Below are 21755 nucleotides of genomic sequence, written 5' to 3'. Positions count from 1 at the left end.
TTTTCAGGACGTTATCGCAATCGCAGGCAGAGATTTGGTTTGCGCTTAAACCTAATTGCTGGCTTGCTGAACTACGAACTGGCACATGCCTCCTGATTCATGCAGGAGGTCTAATCAATCATGAGTAAAAAAATGATGTTGCAACCTTTTGTAAGTTTTCTAAAACTGAGTCTTGTATGCTTAGTTAGCTCCGCTATCTTAGAGCCAGGACAATCCTACGCGCAGTCAGCAGGTTCACTGTCAACCCCTGATGCTACTTTTAAAGGTGTTTTGCAGCAATCAGATGCAGTTCCTTCACAAACAAATGCACCGCTGAAAGCTCAGGTCAATCCCGAACCAGAATCTCGTCCCCGGCGCAGCTATATCGGTCTTGGAGGTGCTATCGGACTAGCGGGTGATACGACTGCCCTAGGAACGGGAGGTCTAGCGATTCTGACCAAGGTCGGATTTACGGACAACCTGTCTTTGCACGATGCCACAATCATATTTGGCGATCGCACTGCAACTTCGATGATTGCCCTAACTGGTGAGTTTCCCATTCGCGGTGCATCTGGACAAACTATTATCTCCCCTTTCCTTGGTGGAGGAGTCATGCTCAGGATTGCCGATGGTCTGAATATCAGTCCACTTATTTCTGGCGGCGTTGATGTTCCGTTATCAAGAGACTTAACGGGCACGGTACGGGCAAATGCAGGCTTCCCCGCTAATCGCAATGCTGATGTCGGACTTTTAATTGGAGTTGGTTATAATTTTTGAGTAACTGGCGTTAATTAGAATGAATTGATTAATTGGTGTTGAATAATTTTAGAATAAAAGATATTTGTTTCTATTAACAAATCTTCGTCATTTTAAAAGGTACAGGCAGTAACCATTACCTATTGAAATGACATCTTTTTAAAGCTAAAATAATAAGTTGCTGTATGGGACGATCTGAAAAGGATGATTATCTAAATCCACGTTGGGATTCTACAAGCTTTCAAGCTTTTTAGTCCGAGTGACAAGAAGTTTGTCAAACGCAACAAATAATTTTTTATCCAACATCAACCGACCGCGCAAATGTCACAATCCGCTCTACTTCCGCCTCCTATGTATCCGGGACTGAAATTAACGGCGCTTGCTCCCATGCAGGATGTGACGGATCTGCTGTTCATGAGCGCGATCGCTAACTATGGCAGTCCTGATTATTTCTTTACTGAGTATTTTCGCGTCCACACGAGTTCGGGTTTAGATAAAAACATCCTCAGATCAATTACAGAGAACTCTACCGGACGCCCTATCTTTGCTCAGCTCATCGGTGAGAGCGTTTCCGATCTGGTTCGCATTGCGAAAGAACTCAGCCGCTATCCAGTCGCGGGTATCGACCTGAATATGGGATGTCCTGCACCAAGAATTTATCGCAAAAACGTGGGTGGAGGACTGTTACGCGATCCTGAAAAGATTAGCCAGATCCTTGGCGAGTTGAGGGGGGCAGTCGATGGGCTTTTGACCGTCAAAATGCGAATTGGCTTTGAAGATACCGCTAATTTCGATCGTATCCTCGACTTGATTAATTTGCACAAAATTGATTTACTGAGCTTGCACGGTCGTACTGTTAAAGAGATGTATTATGGCAACGTGCATTACGATCTGATTGCCCATGCCGTACAACGAGTTAATTGCCCAGTTTTAGCTAACGGAAACGTGACATCTGCCGCAACAGCAGCAGCGGTTCTAGACACGACAGGAGCAGCAGGGGTAATGGTTGGTCGCGCTGCGATCCGAAATCCTTGGATTTTTAAGCAAATTCGCCAATACCTGAGCGGTCAACCTGTTTCTATCGTAACGCTGGGTGAAGTTCGCGGTTACATTGAGCTACTGCGTCGAACGATGACAGCATGGACAGTACCGGAGAAAGCGCGGGTTAGTTATATGAAGATGTATCTAAATTACATCGGTCAGAGTGTAGATGCCGCTGGAGCTTTCTTAAAAGATATGCGCCTATCCCAGACTGAAGCGGAACTATTTGGAGTGTGCGATCGCTATTTATTAAGCAACCCCGACCAAGAATTTGCTTCGGAGCCGTATCCTAGACTTCTGGCTCGTCCTAGCTGCGAGACTGCCCGCGAATTGATAGCAAACTGAAAATAGAGAATCCAGCGCGATCGCAATCCTAAATCATTTGTGAAGGCGAGAACCCCGACTTTTCTAAAAAGTCGGGGTTCTGAAAGGTAGGCATCTCACAACTAAAATAGGATTGCTATCATTGTTGCGTGTTTGTTTCGCTTACCGAGCAGCGGTACAACCAGTAAGGACTGAGGCAGGAACGGGTACATTAGAATTTTCCAAACCTCGTAATTGCTGTCGATAGGCTACTAACTGACTTTGAGTGTTTGGATCGCGGACAACTTTTCTCATTCGATCGATTACTTTGATCGCTTGCGTCCAATTTTGAGCGCAGACTGCCTTTTGTAAAGAGGCGTTGAGGTTTTCCTTGGGGACGTTTCGGGCTGCCGATGAATTTTTAGTAAGTTTGAAAGAAGTCAAAAAGCCATCAATACTTTTAACTAAGTCTTGTTCTTTATCTGTTACTACGAAGACCTGATAAAATCGTCTCCGGTCTACCAAATAAAATCTACTTTTAACGATTACTCCTTGAGAGAGTTGCAGTTTAAATTCTCTTCCGGGGTAACTTCCTAAATTAATATTTCGTTGGCTTAAAAGCTTCCCTTTTGAACTATTTGCAAATCCAGTAATTGCCCCAGCCAAGAAACTGTTAACATCACTAGGAGTCTTGATCAGATTAGCCGGGAGGTCGGAATAACCAACGACATAACCGGCTTGATTCGGTCGGAAACTCTGGAAGAGTTGGACTTTAATTGGCCCACCTTTAGTCTGAATCGTTTCCTGACTTTGGTTCGGTGCACCGGGCATCAACACGGTGAAGCCGCCTGCGCGTGAAGCGAAGGGCTTCCATACCGACTGAGCGAGTAGAATCGGTTGCTCAGCTTGCACTGCATTAATGATAGGAGCGCCACCCGCTAGGAAGGTGGTTAGGAAAAGAGAACAAATAAGTGGATTTTTCATTTCAGGTAGAGTGCAATCAAGCGATCGCAATGAGATATCGAGCGAAAATGGATCTGTAGCTTCTTCTAATCTAGCCTTGAGCCATCCTCAATTATCTCAAACCAATGCGGCTGCTGGGGGTCACACATCCTCTGCACGCAACACTCTGCAAGAAACTCACTTCAATCGCGCTCGCGCCAGTCTGCGGCAAGCGCTGTCTTGGTATTCCCACACTCGCAGCCAAAAGCACCCTTCAAAATTAGAAGCAACCGCAGCGCTGCAAACCGAACTGGATTTTTTGAAGTCTACACTTGATAAGTTAGACCAAGGTGTGATTCGGATAGCCGCTTTTGGTTTGGTCAGTCGCGGCAAATCAGCAGTGTTAAATGCCTTAGTAGGACAGAAAATTCTACAAACTGGGCCGCTGAATGGGGTGACTCAGTGGCCCCGTTCCGTGCGCTGGACGCCTAACGCGGCTGGTAAGGTGCAGGTGGAATTGATTGATACGCCTGGATTGGATGAAATTCAGGGGCAAGCGCGAGCAGAAATGGCGCGGGAAGTAGCGCGTCAATCTGACCTGATTTTGTTTGTGGTGGCAGGTGATATCACGCGAACCGAGTATCAAGCACTGTGCGAATTGCGACTGAGCCAGAAACCTCTAATTTTAGTCTTTAACAAGATTGACCTTTATCCGGAGCAAGACCGACAAGCAATTTATCAACAGTTGCAAATTCTGGGTGCTGGAAGCAGAGAGACGCGATCGCTCTCCGCTTTACAAGAAGATGAAATTGTGATGGTGGCAGCGGAACCTGCACCCCTAGAGGTGCGTGTGGAGTGGCCCGATGGTCGCGTCACGCCGGAATGGGAGACGCCGCCGCCGCAGGTGGATGAGTTGAAGCAGAAGATTTTGGGGATTCTGAATCGAGAAGGGCGATCGCTTTTAGCGCTCAATGCCTTAGTTCAGGCGCGAGAAGCTGAAGAAAGCATTGCTCAGAAGGTGGTGGCGGCTCGTGAAACTGAAGCGGAGCAGCTAATTTGGAGCTATGTGAGATACAAAGCGATCGCAGTTGCGCTCAATCCGATTGCTGTTTTGGATGTCTTGGCAGGAACGGTAGCGGATTTGGCGCTAATTCGCTCCTTGTCGCGGCTGTATGGGTTGCCGATGACGGGTTATGAAGTTGGAAAGCTTTGGAAAACCATTGTGTTTAGTTCGGGCGGCTTGCTACTGGGTGAATTCGGCAGTAGTTTAGTTTTCGGGTTGGGCAAGAGTGCGGCGGCGATTGGCGCTGGGGAGAGTCCAACGAATATTACGGCTTATGGCGGTGCAGCGATCGCCCAAGCTGGTATCGCTGGATATGGAGCTTATGCAGTCGGTCGGGCGGCGCAGGTGTATCTAGAGCAAGGCTGCACCTGGGGACAGTTGGGAGCGAATACCGTCATTCAAGAGATTCTCAATCAGGTAGAACCGAATACAATTCTTTATCGCTTGCGGCAGGAATTGTTGCAATTCGGCGGAACATCTCCAAGCAATCAAAGCAAATAGATGAACGCAAAACCTAACCCCCAACCCCTTCCCTCACAGGGAAGGGGCGCAGGAGAAGTTCTCAGTGTAATTCAACTTTTAAATTCAGATCAAGATTGTACTTGGGAAGAATCAGCACCACGATCGGCAGCGCCTAATTCTGATTCTGCACGGCTTCGCATGGACTCTTGTAAGTGTTCGTCGTGGTGACGGTGCTGCGACATCAATTCCCGCGCCTGTTCTTGGGTATGGGCGTCAGCAGGGTGGGTTTGATGTACCTCAGCCTCTGCACGGCTTCGCATAGACTCGTGTAAGTGTTCGTCGTGGTGACGGTGCTGCGCCATCAATTCCCGTGCTTGGTCTTGGGTACTCATGCTTTGACCCTCTACTTTTAAGGCTTGCTTCTGTCTCAATTTGACCTGAATAGAGCTAAACGGTATCAAAACTGACAGAAAAATTTACGATTTAAGATTATCTCGAAAGTGAGATGCAGCGGATTCGGTAATCTGTTTAATGGCTTGCAAACTCGGCGGTAGTGTGGCGCTATCCATATCCAACCACAACAGATACTCGATATTACCAGCAGGCCCGGTCACTGGCGACCAACTTAAGCCGCGATATTGCCATCCCAACGGTTGCGCGGCTAGTAACACTTGGAAAATAGCATCTGCTTGATCGTCAGGATCTCGCACCACACCTTTTTTACCAACACGCGATCGCCCGACTTCAAACTGCGGCTTTACTAGCAATACCGCTTCTCTAGGAGGCTGTGTCAATTTCCACAAAGCATCGAGAATTTTGGTTAGGGAAATAAACGAAACATCTACAACTGTTAAATCTGCTGGCTGTTCATCACCGTACAATTCCTCTGATGTGAGATAGCGCAGATTAGTCCGTTCTTTCAACACTACCCGCGCATCATTGCGTAATTTCCAGTCGGCTTGTCCGTAACCGACATCAACGCCATAAACTTTTTTTGCCCCAGCTTGCAGCAAACAATCGGTGAATCCGCCAGTAGAAATTCCGCCATCTAAGCAAATCCGATCTTGTACGGAAATGCCAAATTCTTCAAGTGCTTTGGAGAGTTTTTCACCGCCTCTGGAAACAAAGCGCGATCGCTCTTTAATTTTAATTTGCGCCTCGGTTTCTACCTCCGTTCCCGGCTTATCAATGACTTGCTGATTGACCATTACTTCACCGGCACGTATTAGCCGTTGTGCTAACTGCCGGGAGGCGCATAAATCAAGTTCTACTAATAAGGTGTCAAGTCGTTGTTTCGCCATTAATTATATATATTAAGGATTGCTTGCGTGCAAGTTAATAGAGCAAAGCGATCGCAATCGAAAAGGAACTCCGCTGGTTAGTTATTACACACTATTTAAAGGATAGCTACTTAATCGCTTACCTCCCAGGTTCTTCGCCCCTTCCTCCCACGTTCGCTGCTTCGATCGAGTCGAAGCCACGGATACTTATCCTCTCGTAAACAGTATGTATGCTCTAAAAGTTAGGGCACGCAAGCATTACCTAGACAATTAATGCATCCAAAAAACCACGCTTTCCAAGTCGCGCGATCGCAGATGCAACTTGCAGTCTTGGACAAGCGAGAGTTTCAGCAGTAGCGCTGATATCTAGAGAACCAAGACGCTGTACCGTATCTAATACTTTACCGTCAAATTCCAAGTTACGAAATTCGCTAGTTAGCATAGCTACCATCTGACTGATCACATCTTTAGCATCGCGGACAGAGGCACATTGTCCACTCGTGCCAGTTGCGATCGCGGTAAACGACTGCAACGTAGCGCGATCGCTTCCCATGCACAGTGCATGAACCGTTACCCGCTGATTTTCCGCCGCCGCCGTTACCGACTGCACCGTTAAACCATTAGGATATCGCGCCGGATCGGTATGCGTGAAGCCATCGCTGTCTCGATCTACGTGAAAACCGTGTGGCGGTGCATCACCCACCAACAGAATGAAACGACAACTGTTGCGTCTCCACTTCATCTGGTTAGCCGCATCCTGAACACCATCATAAACAGCTTCCGGATGATCTCCACCCCCATTCGCTTCTAGTTTGTTGATGTTCTTCTGCATCTCCTGCAACTTTGCAGTCAGCGGATAGATGCGAGTTACAAAAGTCGTGTCTTGTGGAGGGTGATCGCGGTATTCTACTAAACCGACTTGCAAATCGATATCACTGTCAGCGGACAGCAAGCGAATTGTATCCAACAATTGTTGTTTTGCTTCTTGGATGAAACCACCCATACTGCCAGTTGTATCAATTACAAAGCAAACATCAACATGATTGAGAGCTTTTGTCATAATTAGTCTCGCTTTTCCTAGTTAAAAAATTACCTTGCGAATGGAATTCGCGGCTACACATACGAAGAATACCTGGCGAATATAATTCGCGGCTACACATACGAAGTCCGCCTTCGCGGACTAAATGCGATAATCGTGATTGAAAAATTTGCCCATTTAGGTTGAGAAGAGATGAGGTCAAATTTCACGCAGTTATATCTCCATTGTGTTTGGGCTACTTGGGATAGATTGCCTCTAATTACACCTGATATCCAGAAGGTAATTTATGCAGCTATCATTAGACAGTGCGAACAACTTGGATGCACAGCAATCGCTGTTGGCGGTATTGAAAATCATGTCCATCTTTTGACAAGTTTCCCATCTACTCTGGCTGTATCTGATTTAATTAAACAAGTTAAAGGTAGTTCTTCTCATCTAGTTACTCACGAAATTAAGCCTAGTGAATTTTTTAAATGGCAAGGCAGCTACGGCGCTTTTATTGTCAGCCATGATGCTATCGACAAAGTGGCTGATTATATCCGCAACCAGGCGATTCACCACCGACATAAATCAACTATTTCTACTTGGGAATTGAATCTAAAATAATTTATTTTGGTTTGGGCGGTTGAAACCGCGGTTGATTGGGCAGTTGAAACTAAACCCGCCTCCGCGGGTTTCAATTTTCCGATAGTCCGCGCCGGCGGACTTGGTTTGTGTAGCCGCGAATTCTATTCGCCAAGGCTAGTTGAGTGGGCGGGTTTTAATATCTCAATTTTCCGATAATTGAGTGGGCGGTTGAAACCGCAGCTACACAGACTAAACCCGCCTTCGCGGGTTTCAATATCTCAATTTTCCGATAGTCCGCGCCGGCGGACTTGGTTTGTGTAGCCGCGAATTCTATTCGCCAAGGCTGGGTGGTTGAAACCACAGCTACACAGAATTAACCGCGAATTCTATTCACTAAGGTTGGCAGACTCAAAAATAATCAATATACCCATGCGTTTGATTTTCCCAGTTGTCTTTCAGTGCTTTATAAATCTGGTTAACCCAATCTTCGTCTTTTGCAGCCTCTAAGCCAACATAACCTGTTCCCGCTGAAAGAGTTTCAAATCTAAATAGTATTCCTTCTATCTCTTTATTTCCTGTAATATAGGATAAATACGCAATCCCGTCTTTTGTTACTCTAATTTGTGAATGCCGAGATTGATCCCCTGATTTAATTAATAATCGAACGCTTTCAATATTAAAAGCTTTTGAATCATTCAAGTTTATTTCCATAATATAAAACCCAATTTATGAACATTGCATTCTAATTATATTCTGATTCGGCAAGCAAGAAAAAAACTACGAATAGCAGACTGTCTTACGCTGGCTTATCTTACGAAAATTCCCCATCAAATTTATAAGCAAATAGAGTGGGCGGTTGAAACCGCAGCTACACAGGCTAAACCCGCCTTCGCGGGTTTCAATATTCTCAATTTTCCGATAGTCCGCGCAGGCGGACTTTGTTTGTGTAGCCGCGAATTCTATTCGCCAAGCCTTTATTCCCTGCCGCCCATTTGTGCAGCGACTTCTTCGGCAAAGTTGCTTTCAGGCTTTTCAATGCCTTCGCCTAATTTAAAGCGGACAAAACGACGCACTTGGATATTTTCACGCAGTTGAGCTACGCTTTGCTTCACCAGTTCTTCCACCACGATACTTTGGTCGCGAATGTAAGGCTGATCCATCAAAGACATTTCTTTCAGGCGCTTTTCAATTCGTCCCTGAACAATTTTTTCTTTGATATTTGCTGGTTTGTTAGCTAAGTCATCCCGCCCCATTTCGATTTCTGTTTCTTTCTCGACAATTTCAGCCGGAATATCTGCTACTTTCACGTATTCTACATTCGGACAAGCGGCAATTTGCATGGCGATGTTCCGCACCAGGGTTTGAAATACTTCACTGCGACTTACAAAATCAGTTTCGCAGTTCACTTCTACTAGCACGCCAACTTTACTGCCAGTATGAATGTAGCTGTCAATAATTCCTTCTGCCGAAATACGACGGCTTCCGCCGCATGTTCTACTCATACTTTTTTGGCGCAACCATGCGATCGCTTTGGTCATATCGCCATTGGTTTTATCCAGCGCCCTTTTACAATCCATCATGCCTGCGCCTGTTTTCACGCGCAGTTCGTGGACAGTTTTTGCAGTTATTGCCACCATGTTTTATTCCTCGTTGACTAATAATTTTGTTGACCTCTCCCCAACCCCTCGCATTGCAGGAGAGGGGCTTTTTTCTTCCCCTTTTTTCCAAGGGAAAGAGGCTAGAGGTTAGGCTTTCTATGTTTCGATTGAGCTACAAGTTAGCCTATCTAGTTATCAACTCGCACTGGTAACGGTGTCTCTAGAATTTCCATCAACAATTCAAGTCGAGATGGACGAGACAATAATGGCACCAAGTTTGGCAGTGAATAGTAATCACCTGCGAAGGTGAATGTCTCTAGCGATACTTGAGATTGTTGCAATTGCTTTTCTAAGTGGTTGCTATGATTGCCGACTCTGACGATAATTACATTCGGCACAACCTTCAATTCTTCGCAGTAGCGGGGATAAACTGTGTTGAAGTAAGGAGCGTTGTTTTCGCCTTCATCGGTAACGATGATGATTTGTTCTGCCGACTGTTTGTTTTGCCGCATCTTTTCCAGCGATGCACCGATGCTAGTGCAACCATCCGGAAACAGCTTGTGGAAAGCTTTCTCCCAATCTGACAGCGCTTTACCTTGTGCTTTTACTTCAACAGCTTTGGTATCGAAGGCATAAACAAACAAGTTACCTTCGCTGATGCCAGAAATCAAAGCTGCAATTTGCTTTCCGACTTCCAGCGCTTCAGTCATGCTGCTACTTTTGTCTACAAACAAGGCGGTAGACTTGGTAATCTTACCCCGCTTTTTCACCTGTTCGTTAACAACTTGCTCTAGTTGCGCCACAGTTGCATCATCGACATTGGCAACACCCGCCGCTTTCATCGCCTTGAATGCAGAGACGCGATCGCTTGTTGCAGCTTCAGTCAGTTTTGCATCAATCAACACCTTCACCTCAGCGTTTTCCATCGCACCTCGCGCTTGGAGTGACTTAAGGTTGTTAATTACCTCCTGCGGTGACATGGCGTTAACTAGCGCCATCAGCACTTCTGGCGTCACTTCCTTCACCGCACCAATAGCGACAGTGTAGGGAATTTTGTGTTCTGCAATCAGTTGTGCTTGTACTTGTGGTGTCTCTGCTTTTGCAAGCTGCTTGAGTGCAAACGCAAGACTATCTTCAGGCGGTGCATCTTTGAATAGTACGGCGTTAGCGCGATCGCTAGGGCGTATGTGCAAACTTGCATAAAGATGCTTCATCGCCTTGCGTCCCCGCACCGCTGCGCGATCGAAAAACGCAGCATTCTTTTCCCGTTCCTGCAAATAACGCCGCACCGCAGTCCGCGCCGAACGGGGTAACTTTTGCTGATGCTGCTTCATAAAGTCTACAATCCGCGCCACCTGGTAAGGCGGAAACTCTTGTAGCATCATGAAACCCGCACCTCGGTGTTCGTTCAAGCTGCTGGTCAGCAAATTACCGACAAAAACTTCCTTGTGGTCGCGCACATCCCCATTGCGCTGATACCATACAGCCAGATGTCCGTAAAAGATGGGGTCAAGTTCGACCATCATCTTATGTACTTCTGCTACCTTACCGAGTTCCCGGTGTGGCGTAGTCAGCAGACTATTGAGAATTTCTAAACGCAAGTCGCGTTCTAGTGTATTCATTGCAACTACCTCCATTGCATCTTGAAGTGTTGAGGAGGCAGATGTCGCACGCAAGTAATTTGGTGCCGCGCAAGTCGAGAAAGCTGTTGTTTTACCTTAAAAGGGTATGTAAGCTTTCTCAGTTGGGGCGCGGCGACAACTGCCATTATATTCGCCAAGCAAGAGACTGTCATCCCTGCTAATCTAAAGATTTCAAATCGGGTTCAAGCCAACTTATCCGTGCTTCCCAAGACATCAAATAATCGCGGTTGTAGTATGTCAGAGGAAGATTTTTATCTGCGTAACTATCCATAAGTTCGTTGGCAAGATATACGATAGAGCGAGTTCGATCTGCAACCGATAGATAGTAACTAACAATCCGAATCCAAAACAGTGTCATCGTTTCGTGATAGCCACTGTTTTTAGTAGTTTTAATCCCATTAGCCAAGTTGTAACGCTGGATGCGATCGCGTATGCAATTCGTCGCTTCTGCCTTCGAGTAACGAGTGAGATACCATAATGCAACGGTTAAGTGTGCGCGATGATTCCACTCATCTCGTGGCAGGGTGCAATTCTCGAATGCCGCAATTAGACTTTCTATCTCACTGACTGATATTTCACAACTGCGAGAGTGCAAACTACTTGAGAGAAACTTTAGCGCCTGCTGCTTCTAGCTGTTGCTTGATTTCTTCTGCATCGGAGAGTGCGATCGCTTCTTTCACCACTTTCGGCGCTGAATCAACAAAATCTTTTGCTGACTTCAGATCCAAATTAGTCAAAGTCCGTACAACTTTGAGGATTGCAATCTTCTGAGCAGCAGGAACTTCCTCCAGAACTACATCAAACTCAGTTTGTACAGAAAGGTCTTCACCTTTTTCCTCGATTATTTCAATAATACTTGTCCGCTGGCGAGGCGAAGCATCAACTCGAAAAGTATCTTCAACTTGCTTAACTAATTCTGCCGCTTCGGTTAGGGTTAAAGATTTTAATTGTTCTAGAATCTCAATTGTTTTTACAGACATCTTTATACTCCTCCTCATCATAAAAAATGAAATATTATCATTCCACGCAAGTCGAGAAAGCTGTTGTTTCATACGCAGGGGTTGAACCTGCATAATCTTGAGCTTAAATCAAGCGCCTGTACCAATTCGGCTAGTATGTAAGCTTTTTCTATCAGGGCGCGGAATGAAAAGTTTAACTATTTGCAAGCTGCTGCATAATGAACTTTATTTCCTTCTTGTTACACTGACGTTTATCGACAGCGTAACTTTTTCTGTAGATTCTTCTACCTTGCTTCTCCCGTACACTCCAACCGTCAGCAATTTCTTTTAAGATAATATCTGTTACTGGCTTTGTTGGTGGTGTATTTTGAAGCTTTATTACATACCACAAATTGTTAATTTTATGATATTCTAGGCAGTCATTAACAACCACTAGATTGTCTGGCTTTTCGGGAGGTTTATTGGGTGCTTTCTTCGCTAGGCAGAGAACTTTAGTGTCGGGATGGATATAAAGTTGCTCTCTCCAATAATTCAGCGGATTTCTGGGTAAATACTTGCACGATTTAGTAGAATAAGGAACTCCATCAATTAGTTCAACATCCTTTTCCATAAAACCCCATACATGGGAGAGAATATGTTGTCCTGATAACGTTCTCGTTTCAAGCTGCTGGCATAATTCGCTGTAAACATTATCCCAAGATTCGCCCACTTTAGAACGCAACCAGCGACGTAATGGACCTAGATGGTCTGAAAAGTACTTTGTGCGTTTTCTTGTCTTGATTAAATAAGGACAGAGTAACCCATCTTCACTTGCCTCATTAGTAATCTTTTGCAGAGCTTTTTTATAGCCTTTAAGCTTTTTTACACTTATCGTTATGCCTCCACGAGGACGTTCAATGACAATTTCTCCCAAACGGTGTTCGCTCATTACTTAGTATCGTCCCTAAATATCTATTGATTCTGATAAATTGCCATTCAGTTATGGCTAGGTTTGTTGTAATTAGGGAAGAACTGCATAACATTGGAAAACTCTCCAGTAAATATCAAAAATAACGATAAATTTATTCGTATTTAGATTGCTCCGCGCAAGTCGAAAAAGCTGTTTGAATATACACGGGAATTGAACCCGTCACGGCTTGATTATGAGTCAAGTGCTCTAACCAACTGAGCTAGTATGTAAGCTTTATCTATTAGGGCGCGAAGCGATTATTGCAGTCTCGAAAGTATTGGGTGTTCCGCGCAAGTTAAAAAAGCTATTCACTGGAGAGTTACCGTTACTCTACACTGCCAAATAATGGCAGCGGTAGGAATTGAACCTACATCTCCCGCTTATCAGGCGGATGTGTGTATGCTTTTCAGGTTAGGGCGCGGAACACAAAATTTAAAGCTGAGTATCCATAAAACGCACTATTTAGTATCCAATCTGTTTTGGAAAGAATTGTCACTTCGTACAAGTTAAGAAAGCTATAGTTAACGGGAGTTGAACCCGACCTATCGATTAATCAGTCGATTGCTCTACCACAGAGCTAGTATGTAAGCTTTTTAAGTTTGGGTACGAAGTGGAAGCTTTATTTTTTATTTCCAGTTGGGATAAAGAGTAGTAGCTACGCGCAAGTTTAAGAAGCTTTTTTGACACCTCTCCATGCAGCGGAGAGGGTAGGAATCGAACCTACAATTCGGTTTCCCGAACGTTACCAGTTTGTATGCTTCTTACATCGGGGCGCGTGCCATTATTTTCAGATTAAATCAACAAGAAAATTGATTTTTATCCCGCGCAAGTCAGCAAAGCTGTTATCACTTGGCGCTCTATCCGTTGAGCTACGACTGCATTAAGAAGCAGTCGGTGGGAGTCGAACCCACTACCTCCCCGTCCGAAGCGGGAATGTGTGTATGCTTCACAAATTAGGGCGCGGGAAAAAGCTTTGAAAGTGACCCCGTGCAAGTTGAAAAAGCTTTATTACAATTTACGACCGTTCTTACTAAGCAATGCTTAGCAGTGGACGCGCAAACCGTATCTGACGAGAGATTTGGAATGCTTCGCTAGTTCGGTCGCCCGAACTTCACTACCTTAGGATCGTTATCAATAGTGTGTATGCTTTTTCTGTCGGGGCGCGGGGCTTGAATAATTTTGAATTTTAGGTGTTGAATTTAATTTTATAATTCAACATTCAAAATTATTTAGCCGTAAACTGCTTCTGGACGTACAATTAAATCCCCACTGGGACGGCGATCGACAACGTAGGATTGGAAGCGATCGCTTCTAACATCAAAATGCTGTGCAAGGCGTTCCTTAACGGATTTGTCGTTCATGCCATCCGTTACACCTAGTTGCTTTTCTTCAATGTCGTAAGAACGACCTTCAAAACGAATGTGAACCATTTTGAACACCTCCTTAAAGTTGGAAGCAAGATGATGTATGAACTTGTCGTTCTCTTGCTTCACTACTTTATACTACACAAACACTACAAAAGTTGTCAAGAGTTCGGCAGCAAGATTTTTTAGCAAGAGTCTAACTACACATCCTTGACGTAGAAAATGCGGGTGTGAAGTGTGGCATAACCGACAGATTCGTAGAGTTGCAGCGCACCTGAAGGATTTTGAGCATCGACGCCAAGCTTGGCTGTCTCTACGCCAGCAGCCTTCAAACGCTGCATCCCGCTTAGTAACATAGCTCGTCCCAGCCCAATCTTACGGAAGCCGCGCCGCGTGCCTAGTACAGCAATCCAGCCTTCGTTGCGATCGCTGCGTGCATTTTCCTCTGTATAGATCCTGCTGTGGCAAAAAGCAGCAAAAGTCCCATCAGGAGCGATCGCAATCAAGTTTAATTCCGACTTGTAATCCCGGTCGCTTAGATAATACTTAAGCATCTCCACAGTTAAAGGGTGATGATTCCAATGGTCGATAAACGATTGGTTAAACATCTCCACCCACGCTTCTGCGTCTTGTTCAACTTCTACTTGGCGAATGGTGAAACCTGCTGGAAACTGCGGTTGTGGTATTGGTTCATCCAGCGATCGCCTCATGGTGAAAAAGTACCGATCGGCAGTGAAACCGCAACTTTCTAAGAAAGCGATGCGTTCGGCTTGGTCTTCGCGAGCGCTGGAGCGCAGCTTAACACTCATGCAGCGTTCTTTGCTAACTTCGCGCATCCGTTCCTCACCCCAGGCGACGATTTGTTTTTCCAGATAACCGCCGCGATCGCTTGGGTGGACGTGGAAACCAATGTAGCCTTCGATGATTTCGCCATCAGGGGGAATCCACATTCGTCCGAAGCCAATCAGCTTACCGTCAGAGTTTTCCCAGAGGCAAAGATCGCGTGCTTTGTCTAATGAAGGTGCTTTAAATTCCTGTCGCAGTTCAGATACAGATATGCCTTCGTCAAGTTTATCGACCGCTTCGCAGGAATTGATCAACTGAGCGATCGCTTCTAAATCCGCTTCCCCTGCATAAGGACGCATTGTTAAAGTAATCATAAAATTAGCTGAGATGCCTACGTTGCCGTAATTCCGGAAATTTAAGTTGCGCTTTACTACAGGCATACTACAAGAACTTGCGGAAATAACACCTCACCCGATTGGGTGACAAGCTGACATTGCCGCTCATAGTTTGCGATCGCGATGAATTTCTGCACTGCTTAAAGCGATCGCGATTTTTCAAAATAAAGAAGGGGATGCCCGTTGACTACTGCACGACCCGTTTGCCTCATACCTAGCTTCTCAAGCACCCGCAAAGAGGCAATATTCGGTTCGTCCACATCCGCCCTCACCTGGGAAATAACAAGATTCTCCAAGGCATATTTCAACACAACGTTGGCTGCTTCTGTGGCGTAACCAAACCCCCAGCGATTGGGATCAACTCCATAGATTAAACTGGGAATCCCTCCCTCTGAACGCAAGAAGCCAGCAAAGCCGACAAAAAGGTCGATGTCGCGCATAAAGACTAGCCAGAGTCCGTATCCATGCTGTTCAAAGTTCGCGATGCTGTCCTCAACGAAAGATTCTGCCTCGTCAGACGAGATTACCCGGTTGTCGAATAAGAAAGACCGGACGCGATCGCTCGTCCAAAGCGTGTGAATGAGTTGAATATCCTCGATCTGGCAGGGTCGAAGCTGTAATCTACTTGTTTCGAGTACGCAACTCATCGTTATTCGGTGTCTAATGATCCAAACGGTTTAGCATCTTCTAAGTCAAAGATTTCAATAGCATCCTCACGGCGAAACATGCGTTTTCCAAGGCGCGGGAAATCGGCAATTTCTATATCGAGGTTTTCTCCTCCCGCTAGATAAACTAAGTCTTCCTCACCTGCATTCCTCAGATGATGAGCTACCGAAGGAGTCGGGAATGCCATGAAGTCTCCTGCACCAACTTCAAATTCTTCGCCGTCAATTTCCGCAATTCCGCTGCCCGATAGGATGTAAATCCATTCTTCCTCGCGGTAGTGGGAATGATATACAAAGGATTCCTTTCCTGGAGGGACTTTTACAAAGTTGACTCCGGTGCGCTTTAGTCCGAGCGATCGCCCCATTTGTGTCCCTGAGATTTCGGATTTCGGATTCCAGGGGTGTGAGAATGTTTGCATATTGTCTTCAATTTGTTGACGCCGCAAAATCAAAGATTTCTTCTCTGCCATGTTCGTAACCCTCAGATGGTTTACTGGATACCTAATAGCTAAGTTCAGCGATCGCAATATGGGATTTCATAGAGGTTTCTCCTCGCGAACAAAATATAAGTCTGGATAGGGACACTGTTACTCATTTACTGAAGACACACGCCACCCTGCTGCTTTTCGGTCAATGGTTTTGATAAAGTCGTCTTTCCCGTCCATATATCCCTCTATATCATCGGGATACATCTCGGCTAATTTTCGCTTAAGGTTACTGTATTGCTGTGCATCGTCAGGATGAGCAATCATGTAATCTCGAAATGTTAAGTGACGCTTTACCTGTGCTGAACCAATCTCGAATGTATGAATGTGATGTGTTCTGATACCTGCTTGGCTATTCTTAAGGAAGAATCGCCGACCGGGAATTCCATATTCACCCATCACTTCATAACCCAGTGACTCCATTGCTGCACTCTGCTCATCTACACGAGAAATGTCTTTCACTTCAACCAGCAGATCGATAATGGGCTTTGCGTAAATATTAGGAATTGCCGTGCTACCAATATGATGTAGTGCAACCATATTTTCACCCATTGCCTCAGCAACTTGCTGCGACTCAGCCTCAAACGCATCTCGCCACTGTAGATTGTGTGGAACTACTTCAACTTTGAACGGCATGACTGGCACCTGTAGTAATGCAAGATTCTGGGAAGGAAGAGCAATTCTTGGCTACACTCGCAGATTCTCCAATTGCGAAATTCTTGATTTGTAGATAAGTGCTGTTTGAGGTCATTAATCTTGTGTCAGTTTGAGAGGGTCTGGCATTTCGGTGTATTCAGTTGGGGAACTGTTGATTTTAAGCCAGAGGAATTTGGAAGCAACAAAGAGGCAGATATCGCGATCGCAATTAACCTGGATTTTGTGCAACTTTACTGGCAAATCGACAGGCTTTGTGTTTGCAGATAGTCCCGCATCCAGGCACAGTTTAGAACCAGTAGGGCATCCAGATCCAAATTCCATAAAATAATTGTGCGATCGCTACTAGCTGAAGCGATTGTTTGACCATCTGGGCTAAAACTTATCCCCAAAACGCTATCAGTATGCCCACGTAAGGTTTTGAGCAATTTTCCACTCAGGCTCCAGAGTTTCACCGTTCCGTCGGAACTGGCAGAAGCTAGAGTTTGACCATTCGGGCTGAAGCTGATGCTATTGACTCGATTAGTATGTCCGGTTAAGGTTTTGAGCAACTGACCGTTGCTCCAAAGTTTTACGATTCCATCAGCACTGGCAGAAGCGAAGGTACTACCATTGGGACTGAAGCTGACATCTAAGATACCAGCACTGTGTCCCGGTAGAGTGCTGAGCAAACTTCCGTTAAGTTGCCAAAGCTTCACCGTTTCGTCAGCACTCACAGAAGCTAAAGTCTGACCGTCAGGGCTGAAACTCACGCTTGTTACCGAATCCTGATGTCCGAGCAAGGTATCCAGCAGAGTTCCATCCCGATTCCAGAGTTTCACAGTTCTGTCAGCACTCGCTGAGGCTAAAGTCTGACCATCTGGACTAAAACGAACACTCAAGACACTAGCAGTATGTCCCTGGAAGGTCTTCAGAAGCGTGCCGTCTTTGTGCCACAATTTTATCGTTTTGTCTGCACTCGCTGAAGCAAACGTCTGTCCATCCGGGCTAAAACTGATGCTGTAAATCTCCCCATTGTGTCCTTTGAGAGTTTTTAGCGGCTTCCCGTCTTGATGCCAAAGCCTCACTGTTTTGTCGGCGCTGGCAGAAACCAAAGTCTGACCATCTGGGCTAAAACTTACACCCCGCACCTCAGAATCATGCTTCTGCAAAGTGGGAAGTTTCTCAGCGTTAGGGTGCCAAAGTTTAACTGTAGTATCGGCGCTGGCAGAAGCCAAACTCTGACCATCGGGGCTGAAACTCACACTGTAAATCGAAGCGCTGTGTCCTTTGAGGGTAGAAACAAGCGTGCCATCCAGACGCCAGAGTTGCACCGTTTTGTCTGCACCGGCAGAAGCCAAAGTTTGACCGTCTGGGCTAAAACTAACCGCCCAAACGAGATCCTTGTGTTCGGTGAAAGTTCTGTAGGGACGAGTTTCAAACCCTCCCAGACTCCGATTCTGACGCCAGAGTTTCACTGTAGTATCTGCACTAGCAGAAGCCAAAGTCTGACCGTCGGGGCTGAAACTGACGCTATTAACTGAAGCGGTATGTCCTTTTAAAATCCCTAGCAATTTACCATTGCGGTGCCACAGTCTAATTGTTTTGTCGGTGCTAGCTGTCGCTAAGGTTTGGCTGTCTGGGCTGAAGTGAATACTTGTTACCCAAGAGCGATGACCCTTTAAGGTAACAATTAGGCTGCCGTTCCGCCGCCAAAGTTTCACCGTTTTATCCGCACTGGCAGAGGCGAGAAACTGACCATCCGGGCTAAAAGCAACGCTATTGACTTTGCCCGTGTGCCCTTTGAGAGTGGTTAAGAGTGTACCGTCCCGGTGCCAGAGTTTCACCGTTTTGTCATAACTCGCAGAAGCCACCATTTGGCTGTCTGGACTGAAGCTGACGCTTTTTACCTTGTCTCGATGTCCCTCCAGCGTCGTCAACAGCGTGCCATCCCGTTGCCAAAGTTTCACTGTCCCGTCATCACTCGCAGATGCGATGGTTTGACCATCCGGGCTAAAACTGAGGCTAATGACTGTTCTTTGATGTCCCTCCAGACGGTTATACTCTCTGACGCCGTAGACGGCTTGCTGTAGAACCGTTACCACTCGAATGCGAGTGTCGGGTTTGGCTTCGATAGATTGTTGTAGCTGTCTACCTGCCTTTAAACTTTCCAGCAATGCTTCTAGTTCTTTATTTGAGGCTAGGAGTTCATCTGAGGAGGCACTTAAAGCATTGAGTTGGGCATCGATTTCACCCGTTTCAGCTCGCTGCCATTGCTTTGTGGCAATTCCCACTAGCAATCCTAGTCCTATCAAACCGCTCGTGAGTCCCAGGATAACTTGTCTTCGTTGGCGATCGCGTACTCTCTGCTCTCGTGCTTGCAGAGCCAAACTTGCCTGTATAAAAGTTTGCTCCGTTGAACTCAGATCCGCTGAACGTTCGGCGTACCAATGTTGAGCTTCTAATAACGGCGCACCTCGCCACAGTACCCCCTCATCTTGCTGGCTATCCCATTGTCGCAAAGCTATCCGCAATCGCTCCTGCCAAGTCCGGAAGCTGCGGTTATCTTCTAGCCACTGGCGCAAGCGTTGCCACTCTCGAATCAGCGCTTCATGGACGATTTCGACAGTTTCAACGCTTGTTGCTTCATCTTGTCTGGTGACAACCAAACGTGCATCCGCTAGGCGCGTAACTAAGTTCCAATTGTCTTGTCCTACGTCGGTGCGGGTGGCGATGCGGCGAGTATCGGCGGTGCCTTCACCGGGATGCACTAATTGGAGAAAGATACGCTTTGCCTGTTGCTGTGCTTCCGGTTTGAGTGCCGCGTACACCTGTTCGGCATAACTGGCGAGTGCTTGTTCGACACCTCCAATGGCATCATAAGCAGCATGGGTGAGGATACCATTGGATTGTTGTTCCCACAGCAAGGTTAGGGCAAACTCCAGTAAAGGCAAAGAACCGGGTTCGCAGCTAACGGCATCTAGTATGCGCGATCGCAATCCTTCCTCGATCTGTACGCCTAAATTTTGGGCTGGTTTTGCGATCGCTGCTTGCAGTTCTAAGCGGCTCATTTGCCCTAAAAATTCTGGGGGGAAGCGCTGCAACGCAGAGGCAAAGGGATGATAAGAAAGTGCGTATTCGCAGAAATCTGCTCGTAAAGTGAGAATTAGGGTAAAACTGGGTATCTGGTTGACAGCAGTTAATAATTCATCTTGAAAGCGTTGACGGATTTCAGCTTCCTGACAAAGTGCGTACAATTCCTCAAACTGATCGGCAAATAAAAGCAGGTGATCAGTTGTGGGAGTTTTATCTAAAATTCGCTCTAACACAGCGATTAATGGCAAGTCACCCTGCTGAATTACTGTTGCTAGTTTGTTGATTTCAACCAAACGATCCGTTTCACGCAACTGCGGTTCTAGTAGGGGAATCAGTTGTTCTGCCAGTTTTAAAAAAGGACGATTCCCCGGACGAAAGCTAACAATTAGCCAGTTTTCTATCTGACGCAAACGTGGAATTAAGCCGGCAAAGACTGCGGAAGATTTACCGCTACCGGAAGGACCAATCGCCGCAACAAGTGGCTGATTATATACTGCTTTCAACAGTTTCTCAGTGAAAGCCTCCCTACCAAAGAAAAACGGTGCATCGGCTTCTTGAAATGCAGACAAACCCCGATAGGGACAGGGGAAATCTTGCCCAGTTTGTACGGGCACGGCACTGCCGTGTCCGTACCCCTCAAGAGACCCTTTTCCTCTATCATGTAATCCTTGCCAAATTATGGGCACCGCTGTGGGATTTTGGCATATTACTGGCAACCAACTGGCGCAAGGACATCGATCCTCTAAAGCTTGCAACTGTTCTCGTGCTTCTCGCACAGAGGTATAAAAAGACTCACCCCTAGAAAAGGCAGTGAGAAAATACTTGAGAAATTCCTGAGCAACCAAGTCAGGGACTGGTTCCCGCATGACGACGATTTGGGGAATGTGGAGGCTTTCGAGGGAACGTGCTAAGCCTAGTCCATCGCAGGAGTTGAAAACTGCCAGTTGTAAGCCGCGTTCTATGGCTCTTTTCAGAGCATAGGTTAACTCGGTGATGGATAAGCGATCGCTACCATTAATTTCGATCTCGCCCGTTTCGCCACAAGCAAGGCTGGAACTATGTCCGGCAAAAAATAAGATATCCCACCCAGATGAGTCCCAAAGTTGTTGGTATAACTGGCGGCGTTGCGGTTCGACTAAAAAGACAATTTCTGCATCACAAAGCAAACTTGAAAGTAGCTTTCGATCTGCTTCAATATCAATCCCAGTCCCATTCCCCAAAACCGCTAAAATTCTGGGTTTTTTCCGTAATGGTGCATCAGTTTCTACCCGTTCGTAAGCAGTTGCTCCCAGCGCTACTTCTGCCTTGGGGTAACGCTCGAAAAAATCCCAAAAATGCCAAGGGAGTCGTCGCAGTTGGTTGTTTTCTATTTGCAGAATCAACCGCACTGTATCAGTTGGTAATAATTTTTCGAGTAATTTTTCTCGAATGGGGCGAAATGACTCAGCTTTGAGCCAGATTGTCAAACTATCTGCTAAGGTTTGAGCAGACTGGCGGCAAGCGTCAAGTAAATCTTTTGGAGAACCCTGAATAATTTGTCCTCCTCTTTCTTCCAAGCGAAACAGGAACGACAGACTGCGATAAATAGACTGCCAGTGTTCGTATTGTTCCAGTAACTGAGTTGCTGGGGGCAATTTACCTTTGGCACGGGTGGTAACAGCATGGTTGCCTTCTCCCCGAATTTCCAGCGTTGCTATTGCTCCCTGATGCAAGCCACCATCGATATCCAAGATGACTAACTTTTCCATTG

At 46.1% G+C, this 21755-nt stretch carries 20 protein-coding genes, 2 tRNA genes and 1 pseudogene; 5 read left to right on the top strand and 18 right to left on the bottom strand.

Annotation, left to right across the window (positions count from 1 at the left end; translation table 11 throughout):
* The 3 genes and pseudogenes from NDA03_RS12290 to NDA03_RS12280 form a co-directional block, all read left to right on the top strand.
* A pseudogene (locus NDA03_RS12290) lies at window positions 1-96 on the top strand (IS5/IS1182 family transposase); the annotation flags it as partial.
* A 24-nt stretch (window positions 97-120) separates the two neighbouring features.
* Entirely contained in the window at window positions 121-756 is a 636-nt protein-coding gene (locus NDA03_RS12285; RefSeq protein ID WP_348238134.1) for a hypothetical protein, read from the top strand.
* A gap of 300 nt (window positions 757-1056) precedes the next feature.
* Window positions 1057-2121 carry a tRNA-dihydrouridine synthase family protein gene (locus NDA03_RS12280; protein WP_348238133.1) on the top strand — a complete coding sequence of 355 codons (1065 nt, stop codon included), beginning with the start codon at window positions 1057-1059 and terminating at the stop codon, window positions 2119-2121.
* 141 nt (window positions 2122-2262) lie between these two features.
* Here the strand turns inward: NDA03_RS12280 and NDA03_RS12275 are convergent, their stop codons facing one another.
* Entirely contained in the window at window positions 2263-3063 is an 801-nt protein-coding gene (locus NDA03_RS12275; RefSeq protein WP_348238132.1) for a hypothetical protein, read from the bottom strand.
* Window positions 3064-3208: 145 nt separating this feature from the next.
* Here NDA03_RS12275 and NDA03_RS12270 point away from each other — a divergent pair, with 145 nt between their 5' ends.
* Window positions 3209-4585 (top strand): GTP-binding protein, encoded by a 1377-nt coding sequence (locus NDA03_RS12270; protein WP_348238141.1) that lies wholly within the window; start codon window positions 3209-3211, stop codon window positions 4583-4585.
* Between the two features lie 89 nt (window positions 4586-4674).
* On the opposite strand, the gene NDA03_RS12265 is transcribed toward NDA03_RS12270, so the two are convergent.
* The 3 genes from NDA03_RS12265 to NDA03_RS12255 form a co-directional block, all read right to left on the bottom strand.
* Entirely contained in the window at window positions 4675-4938 is a 264-nt protein-coding gene (locus tag NDA03_RS12265; protein ID WP_190433099.1) for a hypothetical protein, read from the bottom strand.
* 84 nt (window positions 4939-5022) lie between these two features.
* Window positions 5023-5847: a TlyA family RNA methyltransferase gene (locus NDA03_RS12260; RefSeq protein WP_348238131.1), complete on the bottom strand. Its 825-nt coding sequence runs from the start codon at window positions 5845-5847 to the stop codon at window positions 5023-5025.
* Between the two features lie 241 nt (window positions 5848-6088).
* The gene (locus NDA03_RS12255) at window positions 6089-6886 is read right to left on the bottom strand and encodes a vWA domain-containing protein (RefSeq protein ID WP_348238130.1); all 798 of its coding nucleotides are present in this window, start codon (window positions 6884-6886) and stop codon (window positions 6089-6091) included.
* Between the two features lie 171 nt (window positions 6887-7057).
* Here NDA03_RS12255 and tnpA point away from each other — a divergent pair, with 171 nt between their 5' ends.
* Window positions 7058-7471: an IS200/IS605 family transposase gene (gene tnpA, locus NDA03_RS12250; protein WP_348238129.1), complete on the top strand. Its 414-nt coding sequence runs from the start codon at window positions 7058-7060 to the stop codon at window positions 7469-7471.
* Between the two features lie 369 nt (window positions 7472-7840).
* Here tnpA and NDA03_RS12245 read toward each other — a convergent pair whose 3' ends face one another.
* The 14 genes from NDA03_RS12245 to NDA03_RS12180 all read right to left on the bottom strand — a co-directional run bounded on the left by NDA03_RS12245 (window position 7841) and on the right by NDA03_RS12180 (window position 21753).
* Entirely contained in the window at window positions 7841-8143 is a 303-nt protein-coding gene (locus NDA03_RS12245) for a hypothetical protein (protein ID WP_190412533.1), read from the bottom strand.
* A 263-nt stretch (window positions 8144-8406) separates the two neighbouring features.
* The gene (gene tsf / locus NDA03_RS12240; RefSeq protein WP_190412534.1) at window positions 8407-9069 is read right to left on the bottom strand and encodes a translation elongation factor Ts; all 663 of its coding nucleotides are present in this window, start codon (window positions 9067-9069) and stop codon (window positions 8407-8409) included.
* Between the two features lie 149 nt (window positions 9070-9218).
* Window positions 9219-10652 (bottom strand): hypothetical protein, encoded by a 1434-nt coding sequence (locus NDA03_RS12235; RefSeq protein WP_348238128.1) that lies wholly within the window; start codon window positions 10650-10652, stop codon window positions 9219-9221.
* Window positions 10653-10830: 178 nt separating this feature from the next.
* Window positions 10831-11268, bottom strand: coding sequence for a hypothetical protein (locus NDA03_RS12230; RefSeq protein WP_348238127.1), 438 nt, complete (start codon window positions 11266-11268; stop codon window positions 10831-10833).
* Window position 11269: 1 nt separating this feature from the next.
* Complete coding sequence (gene rplL, locus NDA03_RS12225) at window positions 11270-11653, bottom strand: 50S ribosomal protein L7/L12 (RefSeq protein ID WP_348238126.1); 384 nt, start codon at window positions 11651-11653, stop codon at window positions 11270-11272.
* 66 nt (window positions 11654-11719) lie between these two features.
* A tRNA-Leu gene (locus NDA03_RS12220) sits at window positions 11720-11794 on the bottom strand.
* Window positions 11795-11825: 31 nt separating this feature from the next.
* Window positions 11826-12560 carry a hypothetical protein gene (locus NDA03_RS12215; protein ID WP_348238125.1) on the bottom strand — a complete coding sequence of 245 codons (735 nt, stop codon included), beginning with the start codon at window positions 12558-12560 and terminating at the stop codon, window positions 11826-11828.
* A 179-nt stretch (window positions 12561-12739) separates the two neighbouring features.
* Window positions 12740-12806: transfer RNA gene (locus NDA03_RS12210), tRNA-Met, on the bottom strand.
* A 1004-nt stretch (window positions 12807-13810) separates the two neighbouring features.
* Complete coding sequence (locus tag NDA03_RS12205; protein ID WP_190428392.1) at window positions 13811-14011, bottom strand: hypothetical protein; 201 nt, start codon at window positions 14009-14011, stop codon at window positions 13811-13813.
* Between the two features lie 134 nt (window positions 14012-14145).
* Window positions 14146-15105, bottom strand: a complete 960-nt coding sequence (locus tag NDA03_RS12200; protein ID WP_348238124.1) for a GNAT family N-acetyltransferase — start codon at window positions 15103-15105, stop codon at window positions 14146-14148.
* 161 nt (window positions 15106-15266) lie between these two features.
* Window positions 15267-15773, bottom strand: coding sequence for a GNAT family N-acetyltransferase (locus NDA03_RS12195; RefSeq protein ID WP_348232949.1), 507 nt, complete (start codon window positions 15771-15773; stop codon window positions 15267-15269).
* Between the two features lie 2 nt (window positions 15774-15775).
* Complete coding sequence (locus NDA03_RS12190; protein WP_348238123.1) at window positions 15776-16261, bottom strand: cupin domain-containing protein; 486 nt, start codon at window positions 16259-16261, stop codon at window positions 15776-15778.
* A 117-nt stretch (window positions 16262-16378) separates the two neighbouring features.
* The gene (locus tag NDA03_RS12185) at window positions 16379-16912 is read right to left on the bottom strand and encodes a GrpB family protein (RefSeq protein ID WP_348238140.1); all 534 of its coding nucleotides are present in this window, start codon (window positions 16910-16912) and stop codon (window positions 16379-16381) included.
* Between the two features lie 251 nt (window positions 16913-17163).
* On the bottom strand, window positions 17164-21753 hold the full coding sequence (locus NDA03_RS12180; protein WP_348238122.1) for a CHAT domain-containing protein: 4590 nt from the start codon (window positions 21751-21753) through the stop codon (window positions 17164-17166).
* Window positions 21754-21755 lie beyond the last annotated feature (2 nt).

It is taken from the genome of Trichocoleus sp. Lan (genome assembly GCF_039961855.1).
Classification (GTDB): domain Bacteria; phylum Cyanobacteriota; class Cyanobacteriia; order Cyanobacteriales; family FACHB-T130; genus FACHB-T130.
The sequence above is the reverse complement of the archived record's forward strand: the minus strand, read 5'-3'. Positions and strand labels throughout refer to the sequence as shown.

Excerpts from the sequence above, each read along its gene's own strand:
- NDA03_RS12180 (WP_348238122.1), bottom strand. The coding sequence starts at position 21,753 with ATGGAAAAGTTAGTCATCTTGGATATCGATGGTGGCTTGCATCAGGGA.
- NDA03_RS12195 (WP_348232949.1), bottom strand. The coding sequence starts at position 15,773 with ATGAGTTGCGTACTCGAAACAAGTAGATTACAGCTTCGACCCTGCCAG.
- NDA03_RS12205 (WP_190428392.1), bottom strand. The coding sequence starts at position 14,011 with ATGGTTCACATTCGTTTTGAAGGTCGTTCTTACGACATTGAAGAAAAG.
- NDA03_RS12260 (WP_348238131.1), bottom strand. The coding sequence starts at position 5,847 with ATGGCGAAACAACGACTTGACACCTTATTAGTAGAACTTGATTTATGC.
- NDA03_RS12215 (WP_348238125.1), bottom strand. The coding sequence starts at position 12,560 with ATGAGCGAACACCGTTTGGGAGAAATTGTCATTGAACGTCCTCGTGGA.
- tnpA (WP_348238129.1), top strand. The coding sequence starts at position 7,058 with ATGAGGTCAAATTTCACGCAGTTATATCTCCATTGTGTTTGGGCTACT.
- NDA03_RS12190 (WP_348238123.1), bottom strand. The coding sequence starts at position 16,261 with ATGGCAGAGAAGAAATCTTTGATTTTGCGGCGTCAACAAATTGAAGAC.
- NDA03_RS12275 (WP_348238132.1), bottom strand. The coding sequence starts at position 3,063 with ATGAAAAATCCACTTATTTGTTCTCTTTTCCTAACCACCTTCCTAGCG.
- NDA03_RS12265 (WP_190433099.1), bottom strand. The coding sequence starts at position 4,938 with ATGAGTACCCAAGACCAAGCACGGGAATTGATGGCGCAGCACCGTCAC.
- NDA03_RS12235 (WP_348238128.1), bottom strand. The coding sequence starts at position 10,652 with ATGAATACACTAGAACGCGACTTGCGTTTAGAAATTCTCAATAGTCTG.
- NDA03_RS12185 (WP_348238140.1), bottom strand. The coding sequence starts at position 16,912 with ATGCCGTTCAAAGTTGAAGTAGTTCCACACAATCTACAGTGGCGAGAT.
- NDA03_RS12200 (WP_348238124.1), bottom strand. The coding sequence starts at position 15,105 with ATGATTACTTTAACAATGCGTCCTTATGCAGGGGAAGCGGATTTAGAA.
- NDA03_RS12255 (WP_348238130.1), bottom strand. The coding sequence starts at position 6,886 with ATGACAAAAGCTCTCAATCATGTTGATGTTTGCTTTGTAATTGATACA.
- NDA03_RS12285 (WP_348238134.1), top strand. The coding sequence starts at position 121 with ATGAGTAAAAAAATGATGTTGCAACCTTTTGTAAGTTTTCTAAAACTG.
- tsf (WP_190412534.1), bottom strand. The coding sequence starts at position 9,069 with ATGGTGGCAATAACTGCAAAAACTGTCCACGAACTGCGCGTGAAAACA.
- NDA03_RS12245 (WP_190412533.1), bottom strand. The coding sequence starts at position 8,143 with ATGGAAATAAACTTGAATGATTCAAAAGCTTTTAATATTGAAAGCGTT.
- rplL (WP_348238126.1), bottom strand. The coding sequence starts at position 11,653 with ATGTCTGTAAAAACAATTGAGATTCTAGAACAATTAAAATCTTTAACC.
- NDA03_RS12280 (WP_348238133.1), top strand. The coding sequence starts at position 1,057 with ATGTCACAATCCGCTCTACTTCCGCCTCCTATGTATCCGGGACTGAAA.